This window comes from Neptuniibacter marinus (genome assembly GCF_965223595.1).
In the GTDB taxonomy this organism is placed as follows: domain Bacteria; phylum Pseudomonadota; class Gammaproteobacteria; order Pseudomonadales; family Balneatricaceae; genus Neptuniibacter; species Neptuniibacter marinus.
Genome location: NZ_OZ245004.1, coordinates 2766773 through 2785312 on the forward strand (window position 1 = coordinate 2766773; position 18540 = coordinate 2785312).

Below are 18540 nucleotides of genomic sequence, written 5' to 3' on the forward strand. Positions count from 1 at the left end.
TAAATTAAAAGAGGAGTGCTAACTAACAGGAGAAGAAAAAAAGCCCAGCTTAAAACTGGGCCAAAGTAATACCTGGAAGGTATAAAACTATCAAGTAGACTTAATTAACTTAGTCCGCTTGACGACGTAAGAATGCTGGAATATCTAAGAACTCCATGTCATCCGTACCTGTCTTTTGCAGAACAGGCTGTTCCTGTTCTATCTCTCTATGTATTTCAATCGGTTCTGCTTTCGCTCTTGGAGCGCTATCTTTGCGTGCGGAACGCATAACCGCAGGTAGTTCCAGCTGATCAAAATCAGAAACAGCGCCCGAAGCAGCTGCCGCTGAAACGCGCCCTGTACCTGTATTAACCACATCCACCTGTTGCTGGCCTGCACGTCCAAGACCTGTTGCAACAACAGTGACTGTTAATTCATCAGTCAACTCTGGATCAATTACTGTACCGACAACGATAGTAGCGTTCTCAGAAGCGTACTCTTCAACAATATTACCCACTTCTGAGAACTCGCCCAAACTAAGATCAAGACCCGCGGTGATATTAACCAAAATACCACTCGCCCCCTTCAGATCTACATCTTCAAGTAATGGACTTTTGATCGCAGCTTCCGTCGCTTCAGTTGCACGCTCTTCACCACGGCCACTACCGCTACCCATCATCGCCATGCCCATTTCAGACATAACGGTACGGACATCTGCAAAGTCGACGTTAATCATACCCGGGCGGATAATAAGATCAGCGATACCTTGTACAGCACCTTTCAAAACATCATTACATGTATTGAAGGCATTAAGCAGACTGGTATTTTTACCTAGCACTGGCAGTAATTTTTCATTTGGAATGATGATAAGAGAATCTACATTCTCTTTAAGCTCATTAATCCCTTCATCAGCAATTTTAAGGCGTTTACGGCCTTCAAAAGAAAACGGTTTTGTCACAACAGCGACCGTTAAGATTCCCATCTCTTTGGCCACTTCAGCAATAATAGGTGCAGCACCTGTACCTGTACCGCCACCCATACCGGCAGTGATAAAAACCATATCGGCCCCTTCAAGCATTTCGCCGATACGTTCACGATCTTCAATCGCTGCATGACGACCTACTTCAGGGTTTGCACCCGCACCCAAACCTTTGGTCAACTCACCACCGATCTGAATAACTGTTTTCGAGTGCATGTTATCTAATGCTTGCGCATCCGTGTTTGCACAGATGAACTCAACACCATCAACTTCAGAATTAACCATGTGCTGTACAGCGTTACCGCCGCCACCACCAATACCAATTACTTTAATTACGGCGCTTTGAGGAATATTATCTGCTAACTCAAACATACCGATCTCCTTCCAGTTTTTACGCTTATTTTAATTACTTAGCGTTTATTTAATGATTCATCCGTTTAATAAACAGGGCTTCAAAAGTTACCTTGAAACCATGTTTTCATTTTATTCAACATATTCTCTTGCTGCTCAATCACTTCTACCTCAGCTAATTGAGCGCCAGACTCTCCGCCTTGATCATCACAGGCGTACTGCAGTAACCCCATACTTGTTGCATAAACAGGATTACCTAAAATATCTTCCATTCCTCGCGTACCTTGAGGAGACGCTAAGCGAACAGGCATATGGAAGATCTCTTCAGCCAATTCAACGGCACCCTCCATCTTGGATGTGCCTCCCGTCAACACAATGCCCGCAGCCACTAACTCTTCGAAACCACTGCGTCGAAGCTCAGCTTGAATCATATTGAATAATTCTTCGTAGCGAGGCTCTACAACTTCAGCTAGTGATTGACGAGATAAAGTCCGTGCCGGACGATCACCTACACCAGGAACATTAATCATTTCATCCGGTGCGGCTAACTGAGCCAATGCACAGGCGTACTTAATTTTTATATCTTCTGCATGCTGCATAGGCGTGCGCAACGCCATTGCAATATCATTAGTGACTTGATCCCCTGCAATCGGGATAACTGCCGTATGACGTATAGAACCACCCGTAAAAATGGCGATATCAGAAGTACCGCCACCAATATCTACCATGCATACACCTAGTTCTTTTTCGTCTTCCGTTAATACAGAGTAACTAGATGCCAACTGTTCTAAAACAACATTGTCCACTTCAAGACCACAGCGGCGGACGCACTTCTCTATATTTTGAGCGGCATTGACAGAACCCGTTACTAAGTGAACTTTGGCTTCCAAACGTACACCGGACATACCTAAAGGCTCACGAATACCCTCTGAACTATCAATCTCATACTCTTGTGGCAAGATATGTAGAATTTTTTGATCGGCAGGAATAGCAACAGCCCGTGCAGCATCAATTACCCGCTCTAGATCAAACTCGGTTACTTCACCATCTCGCACAGCAACAATGCCATGTGAGTTCAAACTGCTAATATGATTACCCGCAATTCCAACAGCAACAGAGTGGATTTTACAGCCGGCCATCAATTCAGCTTCTTCGACCGCACGTTGAATAGAGCTCACCGTGGACTCGATATTGACCACCACCCCTTTTTTAAGACCTTTAGAGGGATGGGATCCAATTCCAACAATATCAATTGTACTGTCGACATTAACTTCCCCGACCAAACAAACCACTTTGGAGGTACCAATATCGAGTGCAACAATCATATTTGAGTTAGCTACCATATTCACACGCCGTACATTAATTATAGGCTGCCTTATTTTCACTTATTACCATTAATAAACCAACCTATTTTCGATGAATTTTTTTATATTTTGACTCTTTATTTTATATCTATAAAGCATCGCAATAAATTCACTCTATTTTACTTATCGGCCAAACAAAAATATATATTAGGAAAAAAATTCAAATATTTCAAAACACTAGCGCAATCTAAACAGATAAAACAAAATCGTACAATAAATATACACTGCTTATTCAACAGGTTAAAAATATATTAAAAATCAAAATTTAATATTGATATTTTAATAACAAATCAAAATCAATTTTTGAATAATCCAACAGAGATCAAAATCCAAATTTGATTATTCACGTAAATATCAAATTTAAATATTGAATATTCGCACAATTATCAAAATTAGGTTTTGATTATTTTTAAAAAATTAAAGGACACTTAAATTAAATTTTAATTCCGGCTTTTAACTATGAATCAGTTTCAGTTTGCCGAGAAAAACACCATTTTTTCAGGCAATAGGTCGGAGCATTCCATCACAGTAATGCAGGTAAAAAGGATCTGAGTTAGCCCAATACACACTCGTTCAGTTCTAGAAGCACAAGGCAAGTCCCGCCAACACAATAGAAATAGCTCACTCCTATGCCGTGAGCCATCAAGACAAAGAGAACTAAGATCTACTACAAGGGCAGCACTTAACGACGGTAACTATAACCTGTATCCATTTCGCGCCAGTTTTCAAGATGGGGCGCTTCTTTCAGGTAGGCTCTTATGGAGGTATTCCCATCCGCAAGAAAGGAAGAGTCTAAAAAGTTATCGAGCACTTCGGCACCTTGCCCCTCAGCAGCTTGCAAACAGAAAGCTAAATAACGGGGGAAAGGCAAAATATCATTACGCCATAATTGGCCACTGTAGTATTGGCCGACACGCTCATAATATTCCTGCTCAGAGGCGCATTTAGTTTTCCTATATGCAGTATCTGTATTGGTCGTGCACATAAAGCCTCTCGAAACTCCCTCTTCGGGATGAAACGTATCGACTTCCAACCAATCATAACGATGCTCTCGCTCATAGAGCGCATAATAAGCATCATCACTACATTCAAACTGTGAACAGATGATCGTTGAATCCCTAGCTTCAAGCGTAGAACAGCAAGCAATCTCTTGTGAATCCGCCGTGGCATTGTGGCGGCTAAAGAAAACCACCCCAACCTTATTAAAAACTCGTTTATAACCTGATACTTCAACAATGCGGAAGTTTTCTAGACTCGGTACCGTTTCCCGCGCAGAGCGTTCAGACAGCAGTGAGCCGTAACCAATGATTGATTTCATTACTGATCCGTTTCTGATGCCCGCGCCAATAGATCGGAACTGAGTTTTTTCTTCCCTTCAGCTCCCAGCTTTTGCAACATAGCCACTTGATTCACTAAATTACCTCGTCCACTGCTAAGACGTTTATGAGCTGTATCAAAAGCCTGCTGAGTTTTATGTAGGTTACGACCTATATCGTCAATAGATTCAACAAAGCCGACGAATTTATCGTGCAGCTCTCCACCCCGCTGTGCAATCTCTTTCGCATTTTGATTTTGATGTTCATAACGCCAAATATTATGAATTGTACGTAGCGTAACCATCAATGTGGATGGACTAACTAACATGATATTTCGGTCAAAAGCTTCTTTAAAAAGATTAGGCTCTTTCTCTAAAGCCAATAGAAATGCGCCTTCGATAGGAACAAACAGCAGTACAAAATCAAGAGAGCGAACACCCTCTAGCGTTTGGTAAGCCTTATCACTCAAGCCTTTAATATGGCCCCGAATCGACAGAAGGTGCTCTCTTAAAAAACGCTGCCTTGGGTCATTCTCACCTTTAGATGTATCGGCAGAGCAATACTGCTCGTAGGCAGTTAAAGAGACTTTAGAATCCACAATCACATCTTTACCATCAGGTAGATGGATAATTGCATCTGGCTGGTAGCGCTTACCCTCCTGTGATGCATTTACCTGTAATTCGAACTCACTCCCTTTGCGTAAGCCAGACTCTTCTAGGACTCTCTCTAAGATGACTTCACCCCAGTTCCCTTGGGTCTTACTCTCGCCTTTTAAGGCATTCGTCAGGTTAACCGCATCTTCACTCATCTGCTGATTAAGCTGTTTCAGCTGGCTAATTTGTGTGTATAAGGCTTGTCTGTCTTTCGTTTCTTTATCGTACACATCTTCGACACGGCGCTTAAAATCGCCAAGCTGCTCACGTAAGGGGGTTAAGAGATGGCCTAAGTTTTCTTTACTCGTCTCAGAAAAACGCTGGGTTTTTTCATCAAAAATACGGTTGGCCAGATTTTGAAATTCTTGCTTTAACTGCTCGCGCGCTTTTTCTAATGTCGCTAGTTTCTCTGCTTGCGCCTCTCTTTCTGCATCTAAACGCGTTTCCAGCTCCGCAACCACTTCACAACGATCTGATAACTGGAAAACAGTTTGTTCCAACTTTTTTTCTAATTTGTTTTTTTCTGTTACTAAGTTGTCTAGCAAAGGTTCAATATAAGCTAAACGTTCCTCTAACCGAGCCCGCTGCATATCCAAGCCATGATGACGTTCATTCAGTTGCTGAAACTCAGAATTAAGCTGAGTATGCTCCTGTCGCTCAATTTCTAGTGTCCCTTGAGCTTGCAGAAGCGTTTGCTCTAACTGCTTATTACGCTCACTCAATTGGCGGCGCAACGAAGAAAACATTAATTTGGCAACAACAAACGCCACAACCAACCCAGCTACAGTACCTATTAACAAACTTCCTACATCAAGCTGTGTTAGCGATGGCATCATTAAATTACCAATATAAATATAAAACAGGGATAGAAAGAATAACTAAAGGCGAGGTCAACATTAATGCCTTAAATTCACCAAACATCTGTTGAATCACTATGACATGAACAACAGGGAAGGAGATAAAGACACAAAGTAATGCGATCCACCATTCCAAATTGATAAATCCGTAAGCAGCAGAGAAAACAAGAGTTAAGGCTGCAATATTGCCCAACATAACAATAGTCACCATACCGTTACGCGTACTCGCAAACGGGGGTTTCTCCTCTTCAGACAGTTTATTTAACGCCCCTGCACTCAATGCAGCAGACATAGAAACAACCCCTGTCACTAAGAAAATAATCAGTGGATCAATAATAGGCACGCCGATACTCCAATAAAAGTAATAAATCAGATCGCATTGTAAGGCTTTTATCTATAGCTGTTAACTGACTGTTGGTACGGATACAAAAGCACAAGCCATAAATGTAAAAATCGATCAGGCTTTCTACCACTCAGCGCTCTATAATGAAGATGCAAACTTATGCTCTAGAGGAATTTTGATGCTAAAAGTAATCTGGTTCTTATGGCTTTTTCTCGTGTTACCGCTGCCAACATATTCTGAGCCTACGCCCACTTATAGTGTTATTGAAGACAGCTATACCGTCTGCGATACCCTCGATCAATATAAGCAACTTCTACACTGGTCACTGTATGCTGTAGGAACGCCACCAAAAACAGGCTGCCGCCCAGCCCCTGCCAATGCAAAAGCCATTATCAAGCAGTGCCCAGAAAGTGATATTATTATCTGCCAATTTGAATTGAGCCCTGTTGACGGCAGTCCCCTGCTAAATGTCTGGGCCAGTAAAGTGATATTAAGGGCTGAAAAGCCATAGACAGAGAAGATGTACGTGGAATTTCTGGTAAACGAAGCCGTTGAAGATTATGCCTTTCAAAGTACAACTCCTGAACCTGAACTTTTACAGGAGTTAATTGATGAAACTAATAAAAATATGGGTTGGCCGCAAAAGCTATCGGGCCGTCTAGTGGGGCGTACGCTTAAATTATTAGCTCAGCTCCACCAGCCTAAAAATGTATTAGAGATTGGCATGTTTACCGGTTACTCAGCATTATCTATTGCTGAGGGGATGCCTGAAGATGGCAAAATAATCTGCTGTGAAACAAACCCACGCGCCATAGAATTTGCACAGACCTTTTTTGACCGCAGCCCTCACGGTCATAAAATTGAAGTTATATTTGGTAAAGCGCTGGAAACTATAGAGACTCTCGACACCCCGTTAGACTTTACCTTTATTGATGCTGATAAACGTAACTACCTAAATTACTATCATAAAGTGCTAGAAATGACTCGCCCAGGCGGACTTATTGTTTTAGATAATATGCTGTGGTCAGGTAAGGTATTACAACCCGAGTCCGATATAGATGATGTGCTAGTTGATCTTAACAAAGAGATTGCCTCAGACCCTAATGTTGAAAACTTATTCCTTACCGTAAGAGATGGAATGAATGTGGTGAGGAAAATTCGATAATGTCGTATTTAATTAAAAACTACCAAACAGATTCCCCCACCCTAGAAAAAATAGATGGGGGGATCACTATGATCAACTCAGAAGATTATGGGATATCAACCGCCGCTGAACTTTTAGAACTATATTTAGAAACTGACAACAGCGCCCCTTTAATGGCACTGTTGACTAAACTTCGTGATGAAATAATAGAAGATCTTGATCAAGTTGGCTCCGTTAAAGAGATATATGGCCTAATGTATTGGTTGTTGGGTGATAAAGGCATAGATAATCGCGGTGAATCTCTTGAAGAAACCGCGGATAGACTTGGTGACATAGATATTGAAAACGATACCGATCAATACACTCAAATTATTTTTCATCTAAAAGATGCGGTCGAGAGACTGTACGATTTAGATCTCGAATCGGCCTAATAACGATGAAAACAAAGTGGAGGCAGTATGCGAAAGCGCACTAAGCTACTTTGGTGGCTACTGTCTTCCTGTTTAACTTTTCTGCTTATTCTCCCTGTTGCCCTCTATTTCCTGTCACCTATACTCGCGCAAAAAGGGCTGGAACACTGGTTACAAGAACAGAATTTCTCCCATATTGAGTTAGTGATGGAGCCGCCAAGCTGGGACACATTACGGATAGAAAAGCTCAAATTACAAAAAAACCAAACCGACAAGCTCATCACCTTATCAACAGAAAATATTTTAGTCCGCTTTAACCCTGTTGATCTGTATCTACATCAGCGCCTGAGCTTAGTACAGTTACCCCAATCTGATATTACTATCACTTACTTAACAGATAGCATTGAAACAACAGAAGAAAGTAACGATCTTATCGACCTAAGTAATCGTCTACCTCAACAATGGTTCAAAAAAATACCTGTTGATCTTATCCAAGTGGGCGAGCTTAATCTCAACCTAGATTACCCCTCCGATACGGCTGATTGGCGTTTTAGCGGTGCGCTACTTTTTGATGGCGAAGAACTCTATAGCCGCGTAAAGCACTACCGCAACAATAAAAACCTAGGCTGGGGCGATCTAAAACTCGGTTACGATAACCATTTTTACCTACGGCTTCTGGAAAATGATAATCCATTTATCACTATAGATGGCGCACTTTCTTATACCGACCAACTCCAATTGAATTCAACCCAGCATATAGATGTCGCGGGATTACAGCGCTGGAAAAACAAACTATTCCCCGCACTAACCAGCACCAATGCTAAACAGCGTAGCGCAGAGAACCCTTTAATAATCAATGGTCAACTTAAAACCCAAGGAATTACCAACTTCCCACTACGCACCCAGTTCACCCCTGACGCCCTTCTAGGCAGTATACAAACGCAGCAACAGATAAATGCGAACCTAAGCGTTGTTAACCCGACACCAGAGATCGAGCAAGCGAAAGCTGAAATTAATGGGCATATAAATTTTTCGCTCAGTCACTTAAAGGCATCCATCGATAAAACAAGCACGCTCACCCTGCTCAATATCAATCATGCAGCCTTAAGCCAGCCTATTCAAAAGCTCAACATCCAGTTTCAAAATACAGTTGATGTAGATTTAAACCTTGCAAAAGAAACACTGAAAGCTCCCCTATCGCCACAAATACAACCGTTAAAAATCAAGATCAATACCACATCGGTAAACTTACCTGATGTAGCTATAGCGCCGCTGGAGCTTAATTTAAATCTGCAAAAACTAGACTTAATGCAAGGCAACTTACAAGGCCATGCAGAACTTCAAAAGGTCGATATACAACTACAAAAAAAACAGCAACCGCTAATCAATCTGTCAACCGAATTCAAACTAAGCAAACAACAACTCAGTCATAACTACACACTCAGCTCACCAGACTTACCTGTCGTCATAAATGGTACAACAGCAACAGATATAACAACGTTCAACAGCCGCTTTAACTGGGAAATTAAACCTATCAGCTTAGCGACAGTCGACACGCCCCTGCGGAAATATTTCACTATACCAGCAGAACTTAGCCTTAAAGCAGGCAGCCTTTTTCATAAGGGTAGTGGTCAATTTAAAAACAACCAACTATCAATCAATGCCAACACGAGCATCCGAACAGCGACAATTGGCTGGGGCGAATCACTTATTGAACAACTAGATCTGGATTCCAAAACAGCACTTACCCCCTCTGGACGCTTAACTGATACAGGCAACATTAAGCTTGGAAAGGTTACAAATGGCATTGAGATCACAAAGGTCAGTACAAATTACAGCTACACGCAAGAGCGTAGCAAAAGGCGTGATCTCGTCTCTTTAAAAACGCTTACCGCTGAAATACTCGGTGGACGTATAAAAGTAAAGGATCTGGAGTTTGATCCGTTAAACCCAGACCTAGCAACACAACTTGATATTGAACAGCTTGATTTGGGCGAAGTACTTAAACTTGAACAACAACAGGGATTATCAGGCGAGGGGAAACTCTCAGGTAGTTTTCCCTTACGTTATAAAGATGGCGAAATAAGCATCAATAATGGCAAGCTACTTAGTTTAGCACCTGGAGGTAAAATAATATTTTCACCAAGTGCTTCAGTTGCAGCTTACGCGGCCACCAACGTTGGCCTCAAAACAGCAATAGACGCTTTAGAAAACTTCCATTTTGAATTATTAAATATTCAACTTAATTATGAACCCGATGGTACTGCGTTACTAACAACGCGTCTAAAAGGTAGTAATCCAGATTGGCATAACGGCCACCCCATCGATTTCACTATTAATGTTGAAGAAAATATTCCTAAACTGCTTAAAACACTTCAATTTGCAGATAAATTGACGAGAACAATTGAGAAGCGTTATCGTTAAGGCAATTAAGACTTAAGTTACATAAGCTACTATTGAGGAACGATCATGAAACTAACTTCTTTACTTCCACCCATAGCGCTATTGATTGCGTTAGCTGGTGTTAGCGGATGCTCACCCCGTGTTGAAGTCGCCGTTCCTAGCGAACCCATCACAATTAATCTTAATGTTAAGATAGAACATGAAATTCTTGTTAAAGTTGATCGTGAGATTGATGACCTTCTATCTGAAAACAGCGATATTTTTTAAGGGAGCTTAAGTGATGAAACAGTTAAACCTACGTAATTTTATAGCACTATTCGCACTCATGCTCTCAATTATGGCGACACCTGTTTGGGCGATTTCTATGGATGACGCCAAATCACAGGGCTTGATCGGGGAGAGAAGCAACGGCTACCTTGGTGTTGTAACCTCAAGTGCACCCGCAGATGTCCGTAAGCTTGTGGATAACATTAACAACAAACGTCGCTCTGCTTACGAAGATAGAGCATCTAAAGCGGGCGTCGAAAGATCCGTTTTTGAAATTCGTATGGGGCAACGCTTACAGCAACGAACTCCTGCCGGACAATATATCCAGCTTCAAAACGGTAATTGGCAAAAGAAATAACCGGCGAATCTACACATCTACGAACATGAAAGCGTTCTTTTAAGGCGCGCTTGTTCGTAGAACACTTAAAGAGAATAAGATGAGTACTAAAGATCCCATCTATCGCCGCTTTAACTTCCTAGGCTTTTCATTGTGTGTAGCCGCTTTTATCTATGCTGTCTACAACCTACAAGACCCCACTACTCATATTAGCAGTCCACTAGTTTCTATCTCCAAACTCTTAGTTTTAAGCAGCGCCCTAATCTTTTTTATAGCTTTAATTCACAATCCTCGCACCTTTGGGCAACGGGCTTACGGAACTGTTAGTTTCTTGCTGTCCGCTATCGGCATAACCTCAACCAGTTATCACTTATGGAAACACACCATCGGGTCAACGGAGCCTCCACCCTCTTTCTGCGAACAACCTATAGAACTACTTTTAAGTAAACAGACAACAATAACTGGTAAACTAACAGAATTGATTAATGCGGCGATCCAGTGCCCTGTAGAACAAATAAGCTTTATTGGCCTAGGGATTGTAGAACAATGCCTAATCGTATTTGCCGCACTTTTTTTCATCAGTTGGAAAATACTGATCCACCGCACAAAAAATAAAGGGCTATTTCTGTGATATTTTCACCCCGCGTAGCATCCGCGACCTGTTTTTTATTACTAACGACACAGACCGCCTTAGCGGAGTCCAATGCACCTTGGACGTTTAATTTATATTTTGAAAATGACCTATTCGCTGAAACCGATCAGGACTATACCAATGGTATAAGAGCAGCTTGGGTTTCACCCAATGTGAATGATTACCTCCATGATGAAAGTCTTCCTAGTTGGGTCAGAGATATCACCCCATATCTTCCTCTGTTTGATCCAAGCGATAAAACGTCCAATCAACTACAACGCAACGTAGTTATTAGCCTTGGACAACAGATGTATACACCGCAAGACATCAATCGCACCACTATTGACCCTAATGATAGACCTTATGCCGCATGGCTATACGGTGGTTTGGCCTACCATAGCCGAACAAAAAACAAGATGAATACAGCTGAGCTGAATTTAGGTATTGTCGGCCCCCTTGCCTTAGGGCAAGAAGCGCAAGACTTTATCCATGACATTCGCGGCTTTAAAAAATTTAAAGGCTGGGATAACCAACTTAAAAATGAACTGGGCTTCCAGCTAGTCTATGAACATAAAAACCGTATTGTAAAAGGCCAGCTTTCGCCCTTTTTTGAATACGATACCATTATCCATGCAGGCGGTAGCTTAGGTAATGTTGCAACTTACCTTAACGCTGGCGCGGAAGTCAGATTCGGCTGGAATCTACCACAAGATTTCGGCACATCCGCCTTACGCAGCGGTGGTGATAATAGTGCTCCCGGCTTAGGGGATGGTCGCTACCAGCGCGGTAGTCGCAACCACAATATTGGGGTACACGCTTTTGTATCTATGGATGGACGCTGGGTTGTACAAGATATTTTCTTAGATGGAAATACCTTCAGGGACAGCCATTCGGTTGATAAAAAAAGCCTCGTTGGTGATACCGCCTTTGGGATCGCAGCCCTTTACCATGGCTGGAAAATTTCATTTGCACAGGTTCATCGCAGTCGAGAATTTAAAGCACAAGATGAGGGGCACTCTTTTGGCTCACTCAGCCTAAGCTACTCATACAGTATATAAGGCGAACTTACGGGCAAACAGAAAGGACTGGATCAGCTCGTAAATACAAACGACCTGATCCAGTATATTGCAGCGTCTAACTAGACTAATTAGAAATGAGCGCTCACTTTAACCCAAATATTTTGACCCGGCTCAGCAACCTGTACAGGATCAGTATCTAGCAGATAATCGCGGCTTTCATGCAGTGTATAGTCTTTATCAAACAGGTTATCTACACCCATCGCAACCACGAAACCATTACTCGCCTCATACTCACCGTGCAGGTTCACTAGACCATAACCCGGTGTTTTACGGACGTCCTGTCCACCACAAGCATCGCTACTTAAACATACATCATTTTGCTGAGCGACCAGTTTCCATTCAACACCTGCTTTCCACTGCTGCTTCTGGTAATTAAGCGATGTGTTCAACTCAAGTGGAGAGATGCGCGATAAGTTTGTGTCATCGGTTGTATTTTCACCTTCCAACCAAGCAAGAGAAGACCCGAACTCTAGTGTACCTGTCAGTTTGTATGAGAGCCCAGCTTCTAAACCATACAAAGTCGCATCAACGTTTTTATACTGCTCAGTACCGCCTGATTTAAAGCGTAAAATATAATCATCAACACGGTTATACCAACCCGTTAATGTCCAGTTCAAATCCCCTTGATCACTGGCCAATACGGCTTCTAATTGGTGATGTTTTTCAGGGTCTAGCTGAGGATTACCGATCCAAGGCGTACCACTGGTTTTAGCAATATAACGTTCTGTTGCATCAGCCGTACGGACACTACGAGAGAAGGTTGTCTCAATGGTATATTGATCATTTAAACGGTGTGTCCACGAGGCAAAACCACCGACATTATTTTCATTACTATCAATATCTGTCGTGCCATACACCGCCGCATAACGGGACGCAGGCGTTGCCATACCAAAAGTTTCACCGGCTCTAGATGCAGACGCTTCTACACGGTCATAACGTACACCCGCTTTTAATACATCATCACGAGTCAGCGCCTTTTCACCTTCAACAAATAGACCCGTTTGATCAATAGAGACACCCGGCCACTGACTAAACGCAGCCATACCATTCATCTTCATATAACCAATGGCTGTACGATCATTATTCTGGATATCAGCACCAAAGGTCCAATCAATATCGGCAGCATTAGCATCAAAAACAATGCGCATACCTTCTGTATCTGAGCTTGAAGGCACCCCCATCATACTGTTTTCCATTAAATGTATAACATCGGATTTATACGCTTCTACTTTTAACTGACGCAATGTCCCGTGCGTAAATTGATGTTCAAGTTTGATACGCGAATTTTCCGCATCGGCATAAGGGCTATCCATCTGTGCGCCGGGGAAAAGTACATCTTCCTCATCAACTTTTTCAAAGCTCGCTTGCAACGTTGTATTTTCACCTAAACGAATTCCCGCCAAAATCGCATTTGATTGGCTGTCATATTTAGACTCAACTTCGTTACCCGCACCATCCTCATAATTCTCAGATTCGCCTTCATGAGCAATAAAGCGGATATAACCATTATCATTACCCGCCTTAATATCTGCACCTAGCTCCCACTGCTCACCATTACCACGATAACTACCAGAAATATCCGCGTTATAACCCTTATCATCAATCATCGGCCAATCACGTTCAAACAAGACCGTACCGCCTGAACCACCGCCACCATAAATCACAGTGCGGTTACCTTTTATTACCGTTACACGATCATAACTATCAACGGAGGTATAAGCGGTTGGCGGATCCATACGGTTTGGACAACCGCCATGAATATAACCACCGTCTAGCAAGATATTTAACTGAGTTTCTTTTTGTCCACGAATTACCGGATCTAAAGCTCGCCCGCCCATACGTACAGCCGACACACCGGTAATACTTTGTAGTAGCTCACCACCATCGGATACAGGCGAAGCTTTAACACCTGAAGTAGACTTACTAACCGTTGTCTCTAATGAAGGTAAACCTTGGTTAATCTCAATAACCATATTTTGATCAGACTCATGGCCCGCCTGAGCCAATTGGGAGACAGACGCTGCCACCATCAACGATATAATTTTCTTTTTCACAGGTTCACCTTCATAAACTTTCATTAGAAACAACTAAATTGCGCGAATTCTAATAGAACAGAGTCAAAAAAGGGATGTGACACAGTGTCGCAGACTTAAGCCGTAAATTGACCTTAACAACAATATTCCGAAATGTTCCGAATAAGAGAAAAAAGTTTCCTAAAGTAAACTTTTGTCGTTTACCTCTCACAAGCATAGAAAAAAACAGGTATGATTAGCCCAAATTTTGAGCACTTTTTTCTAAATAAATAAGCAACTGATTACAGGTAATTAAAAGATGCCGTTACAGAATCAGACTCCACTATCTACGCTGGAGCAAAAAGATGCGTTCATCGCACGTCATATTGGCCCCTCTGCCGCAGAACAAAAGGCTATGCTGGACGAACTGGGTGTAGCTGACCTTGATCAGTTAATAGAGCAGACCGTTCCCGAGTCGATCAAAGTAACGTCCCCGATCGCACTTGATGATAGCCGTACCGAAGATGAAGTTCTGGCTTACCTTAAATCCGTTGCCCAAAAGAATAAGATCAACACATCAATGATAGGTATGGGTTACACCGATACCATCGTGCCTAATGTAATTTTACGTAATGTATTGGAAAATCCGGGTTGGTATACCGCCTATACTCCCTACCAACCGGAAGTATCCCAAGGCCGTTTAGAAGCGATTCTTAACTTCCAAACCATGATTCTTGACCTTACCGGTTTAGATCTAGCAAACGCCTCTCTGCTTGATGAAGCAACCGCGGCCGCTGAAGCGATGACACTGTGTAAACGTATGTCAAAAGCGAAAAAGGCAAATACCTTCCTCGTTGACAAAAACGTACACCCACAAAATATCAGCGTTATACAAACCCGCGCCGAACCACTCGGTTATGACGTAGTTGTAGGTGATGTAGCTGAACTGGTCGATCAACATGAATTTTTTGGTGTACTAGTTCAGTACCCTGGCACAACAGGCGACATCAACGACTACGCAGAACTGGTTGAAAAAGTACACGCGAAGAAAGCGCTGTTCTGTGCAGCGGCAGACATCATGAGCTTAGTCCTACTTAAATCACCCGGCGAACTTGGTGCTGACGTGGTATTTGGTTGTGCTCAACGTTTTGGTGTACCTATGGGATACGGTGGCCCACATGCGGCTTACTTTGCAACCCGTGATGCTTACAAACGTTCTGTACCCGGCCGTATTATCGGTGTTTCTATCGATGCCCGCGGTAATAAAGCCCTACGTATGGCGATGCAAACCCGTGAACAACATATTCGCCGCGAGAAAGCCACGTCAAATATCTGTACTGCACAAGTACTGCTGGCCAATATGGCCTCATTTTATGCGGTCTACCACGGCCCAGACGGGCTTAAAAGTATTGCTGGCCGTATCCACCGTCTAACTGACATTCTCGCTACAGGCCTGAAATCTAAAGGTGTTAAGCTAGTAAATAACAGCTGGTTTGATACCATCACCCTGCAATTAGACAATGCAGAATTGGTCTACCAAGCAGCCCTTGACGCAAGTATTAACCTGCGAAAAGTCAGCGAGACTGAGATCGGTATTACCTGTGACGAATGCACCAACCGTGAAATTATCAATACCTTATGGAACTGCATTTTAGGTGAAGGCCATGGGCTTGATATTGAAGCAATCGACACCGCTCTAACCACCAACGGCTCTGACTCTATACCCACCGCACTCGTACGCGAATCAGCGATTCTTCAGCACCCAGTCTTTAACAGCTACCACAGTGAAACTGAGATGCTGCGCTACCTTAAGAAACTGGAAAACAAAGATATCTCCCTAGCTCACAGCATGATCGCGTTAGGTTCATGCACCATGAAACTCAACGCAACTGCCGAGATGATCCCAGTGACTTGGCCTGAATTTGGTCAACTACACCCCTTTGCCCCTATAGATCAGGCGCAAGGCTACAAACAACTGATTGATGAATTGGAAGATCAGCTAAAAGCGATCACTGGGTTTGATGCCATCTGCATGCAACCTAACTCCGGTGCCCAAGGGGAGTATGCGGGCCTCTTAGCCATTCGAAAATATCATCAATCAAATGGCGATCACCACCGCAACATCTGCCTAATCCCAACTTCTGCTCACGGTACAAACCCTGCGTCTGCGGCCCTTGCAGATATGAAAGTGGTACTGGTTAGCTGTGATGATAAAGGTAACGTTGATGTTGCGGATATGCGCGCTAAAGCGGAACAACATAAAGATGACCTTGCCTGCCTAATGATTACCTACCCATCTACACACGGTGTGTATGAGGAAAGTATTTGTGAGATATGCGACATCATCCATGAGAACGGCGGACAAGTTTACATGGACGGCGCTAACCTAAACGCACAAGTAGCGATCAGCCAACCTGCTGCCATTGGTGCCGATGTCTCCCATATGAACTTACACAAAACATTCTGTATTCCACACGGTGGTGGCGGCCCAGGCATGGGGCCAATCGGTATTAAAGCGCACCTTGCACCTTTTGTGGCAAACCACCCTATACAGCCAATTGAAGGGCCAAACCCTGAAAACAGTGCGGTCTCCGCAGCACCTTGGGGTAGCGCATCGATTCTGCCAATCTCTTGGGTCTATATCGCCTTAATGGGCGGCGCTGGCCTTCGTGCAGCAACAGAAAACGCCATCCTGAACGCTAACTACTTAGCGAAAAAACTAGGCGAACACTACCCTGTACTTTACGCAGGCCGCAATGGTCGGGTTGCCCACGAGTGCATCATCGATATGCGCCCACTAAAAGAACTTTCCGGCATTACCGAAGAAGATGTTTCTAAACGTCTAATGGACTTTGGTTTCCATGCCCCAACTATGTCGTTCCCTGTGGCCGGCACCTTAATGATCGAACCGACAGAATCTGAATCAAAAGCAGAACTGGATCGTTTTATCGAAGCCATGGCCACCATTCGCGAAGAGATCAGCCAAGTGCAAGATGGCACAATGGACGCGGAGAATAACCCGCTAAAACATGCGCCCCATACACTGGAAGACCTTATCGATCCAAATTGGGATCGCCCATACAGCGTGGCTCAAGCCGCCTTCCCTGTTAAACGCCTAAAAGACAGCAAAATCTGGCCAACCGTTAACCGTATCGACAATGTATACGGCGACCGCAACCTATTTTGCTCATGTCTTCCGGTAGAGGATTACGCTGAAGGGTAATTTATTTTGTCGGTTTACAATAAAGATTGTGAATCGACATTAAAGATTGTGAAAACATCTCCGGATAAATTAGGAAAATGTTTACAATGGCGTTGAAATTAAAAAATGGGCCTGAAGGCCCATTTTTCGTTTAGAGCAGCTAAATATGTTATGGAGAGAAATTCTGTGATGGGATATTTATCAACGTCAATTAGCAAATTCACCTCTAAAACCTACAAAATTTGCCTGTTCAAATTTCAAGCATAGTACCTTAATTCACATAAATCGCTAAGCTGACCTCTTAAGCTGACCTGGTGTTACCCCAAGACTCGCTCGAACCACACGCGTTAGATGCGCTTGATCTGAAAATCCGCAGTCATAGGCAACTTCTTTGATAGCATAATTTCCTTCCATTAACATTTTTTTTGCTTTTTCTACACGTAACGAAGTAATAAAAGAGTGCGGTGTACAGCTGAAAGATTCACTGAATTTTTTGGTAAAAGTCCATAATCCCATACCTAGTAAATTTGCTAAATCTTCAACTCTAAATTTAACGTGTATATGGCTATTTATGTAATCGATTAATAACCTTTTTTGATGATTGGAAAGCAGGTTGGCTAACGAGCATTCTTTGACTATCACATTCGCATAATTCCTAAGCAAATGAACTGCTAGCTGTATCGCTAGTGACTCCGCATATAAAGTTCCACCCATACTTCCTCCAGCAGCCTCGTTCTGAACTGAGTCAACCAGATTTAACAATACAGGATCACGAAGCTGTAATTCATCATGAAGGAAAACATCTTTAATTGGCCTATCTAAAACCTCACAAGCAACTTTAGACATGAGCTCATTAGTGATGTAGACATGAGATACATCAATATCTTGAGTCCAATGCCAATGAGAATCCGATAGCGTAGTCAGTAACGAAATATCACCTGATGAGCATGTTTTTTTTGTCCATTTACCATCAAAGCATCTTTGCATTAGGGTATGAGCATTTGTGTATTTAACAATCATGTAGTGATCAATTGGAGGGATGGGAACATCCTGACCTCTATAATGGTAGGCCCGATGGGAAATACCTTCCCACCCTAAATTTTCACTTGAACTTAATAATCTACCTGGAACCCATTCTGGAAGCTCTTGGGGCTTAATTATATTATTCATATCACAACCTCTGGAGGTCATTATTTGTGATTAATAAAAAAAC

General features: G+C 42.7%; 16 protein-coding genes. 9 read left to right on the forward strand and 7 right to left on the reverse strand.

Annotated elements, in window-relative coordinates:
- Nucleotides 1–109: 109 nt before the first annotated feature.
- The 5 genes from ftsZ to ACOQOE_RS13135 all read right to left on the reverse strand — a co-directional run bounded on the left by ftsZ (nucleotide 110) and on the right by ACOQOE_RS13135 (nucleotide 5842).
- Nucleotides 110–1330, reverse strand: coding sequence for a cell division protein FtsZ (gene ftsZ / locus ACOQOE_RS13115; protein WP_067863573.1), 1221 nt, complete (start codon nucleotides 1328–1330; stop codon nucleotides 110–112).
- Between the two features lie 80 nt (nucleotides 1331–1410).
- Complete coding sequence (ftsA, locus tag ACOQOE_RS13120; protein ID WP_067863569.1) at nucleotides 1411–2652, reverse strand: cell division protein FtsA; 1242 nt, start codon at nucleotides 2650–2652, stop codon at nucleotides 1411–1413.
- Nucleotides 2653–3355: 703 nt separating this feature from the next.
- Nucleotides 3356–3991 carry a hypothetical protein gene (locus tag ACOQOE_RS13125; protein WP_067863566.1) on the reverse strand — a complete coding sequence of 212 codons (636 nt, stop codon included), beginning with the start codon at nucleotides 3989–3991 and terminating at the stop codon, nucleotides 3356–3358.
- Entirely contained in the window at nucleotides 3991–5478 is a 1488-nt protein-coding gene (gene rmuC, locus ACOQOE_RS13130; RefSeq protein ID WP_420554212.1) for a DNA recombination protein RmuC, read from the reverse strand. Before rmuC ends, ACOQOE_RS13125 begins: the two co-directional genes overlap by 1 nt.
- 4 nt (nucleotides 5479–5482) lie before the next feature.
- Entirely contained in the window at nucleotides 5483–5842 is a 360-nt protein-coding gene (locus tag ACOQOE_RS13135) for a hypothetical protein (RefSeq protein ID WP_082792340.1), read from the reverse strand.
- Between the two features lie 178 nt (nucleotides 5843–6020).
- On the opposite strand from ACOQOE_RS13135, the gene ACOQOE_RS13140 reads away from it, so the two are divergent.
- From ACOQOE_RS13140 to ACOQOE_RS13175, 8 genes are all read left to right on the forward strand, one after another.
- Complete coding sequence (locus ACOQOE_RS13140) at nucleotides 6021–6353, forward strand: hypothetical protein (protein ID WP_067863561.1); 333 nt, start codon at nucleotides 6021–6023, stop codon at nucleotides 6351–6353.
- Nucleotides 6354–6362: 9 nt separating this feature from the next.
- Nucleotides 6363–7007 (forward strand): O-methyltransferase, encoded by a 645-nt coding sequence (locus ACOQOE_RS13145; protein ID WP_420554213.1) that lies wholly within the window; start codon nucleotides 6363–6365, stop codon nucleotides 7005–7007.
- The gene (locus ACOQOE_RS13150) at nucleotides 7007–7417 is read left to right on the forward strand and encodes a hypothetical protein (RefSeq protein ID WP_067863553.1); all 411 of its coding nucleotides are present in this window, start codon (nucleotides 7007–7009) and stop codon (nucleotides 7415–7417) included. The genes ACOQOE_RS13145 and ACOQOE_RS13150 overlap by 1 nt, the downstream gene beginning before the upstream one ends.
- Before the next feature lie 27 nt (nucleotides 7418–7444).
- Complete coding sequence (locus tag ACOQOE_RS13155; RefSeq protein ID WP_420554214.1) at nucleotides 7445–9820, forward strand: intermembrane phospholipid transport protein YdbH family protein; 2376 nt, start codon at nucleotides 7445–7447, stop codon at nucleotides 9818–9820.
- A gap of 45 nt (nucleotides 9821–9865) precedes the next feature.
- A complete protein-coding gene (locus ACOQOE_RS13160) occupies nucleotides 9866–10066 on the forward strand; it encodes a YnbE family lipoprotein (protein ID WP_067863547.1) in 201 nt (66 codons plus the stop codon).
- Nucleotides 10067–10079: 13 nt separating this feature from the next.
- Nucleotides 10080–10424, forward strand: a complete 345-nt coding sequence (locus ACOQOE_RS13165; protein ID WP_067863543.1) for a YdbL family protein — start codon at nucleotides 10080–10082, stop codon at nucleotides 10422–10424.
- A gap of 79 nt (nucleotides 10425–10503) precedes the next feature.
- Complete coding sequence (locus ACOQOE_RS13170; RefSeq protein WP_420554215.1) at nucleotides 10504–11034, forward strand: disulfide bond formation protein B; 531 nt, start codon at nucleotides 10504–10506, stop codon at nucleotides 11032–11034.
- Nucleotides 11031–12092, forward strand: a complete 1062-nt coding sequence (locus tag ACOQOE_RS13175) for a lipid A deacylase LpxR family protein (RefSeq protein ID WP_082792339.1) — start codon at nucleotides 11031–11033, stop codon at nucleotides 12090–12092. The genes ACOQOE_RS13170 and ACOQOE_RS13175 overlap by 4 nt, the downstream gene beginning before the upstream one ends.
- Before the next feature lie 89 nt (nucleotides 12093–12181).
- On the opposite strand, the gene ACOQOE_RS13180 is transcribed toward ACOQOE_RS13175, so the two are convergent.
- Nucleotides 12182–14167: a TonB-dependent copper receptor gene (locus ACOQOE_RS13180; RefSeq protein WP_420554216.1), complete on the reverse strand. Its 1986-nt coding sequence runs from the start codon at nucleotides 14165–14167 to the stop codon at nucleotides 12182–12184.
- A gap of 277 nt (nucleotides 14168–14444) precedes the next feature.
- Between ACOQOE_RS13180 and gcvP the strand changes: the two genes are divergently transcribed.
- Nucleotides 14445–17348: an aminomethyl-transferring glycine dehydrogenase gene (gcvP, locus tag ACOQOE_RS13185; RefSeq protein WP_420554217.1), complete on the forward strand. Its 2904-nt coding sequence runs from the start codon at nucleotides 14445–14447 to the stop codon at nucleotides 17346–17348.
- A gap of 267 nt (nucleotides 17349–17615) precedes the next feature.
- Here the strand turns inward: gcvP and ACOQOE_RS13190 are convergent, their stop codons facing one another.
- Nucleotides 17616–18497 (reverse strand): helix-turn-helix domain-containing protein, encoded by an 882-nt coding sequence (locus ACOQOE_RS13190; protein ID WP_067863530.1) that lies wholly within the window; start codon nucleotides 18495–18497, stop codon nucleotides 17616–17618.
- Nucleotides 18498–18540: the final 43 nt, after the last annotated feature.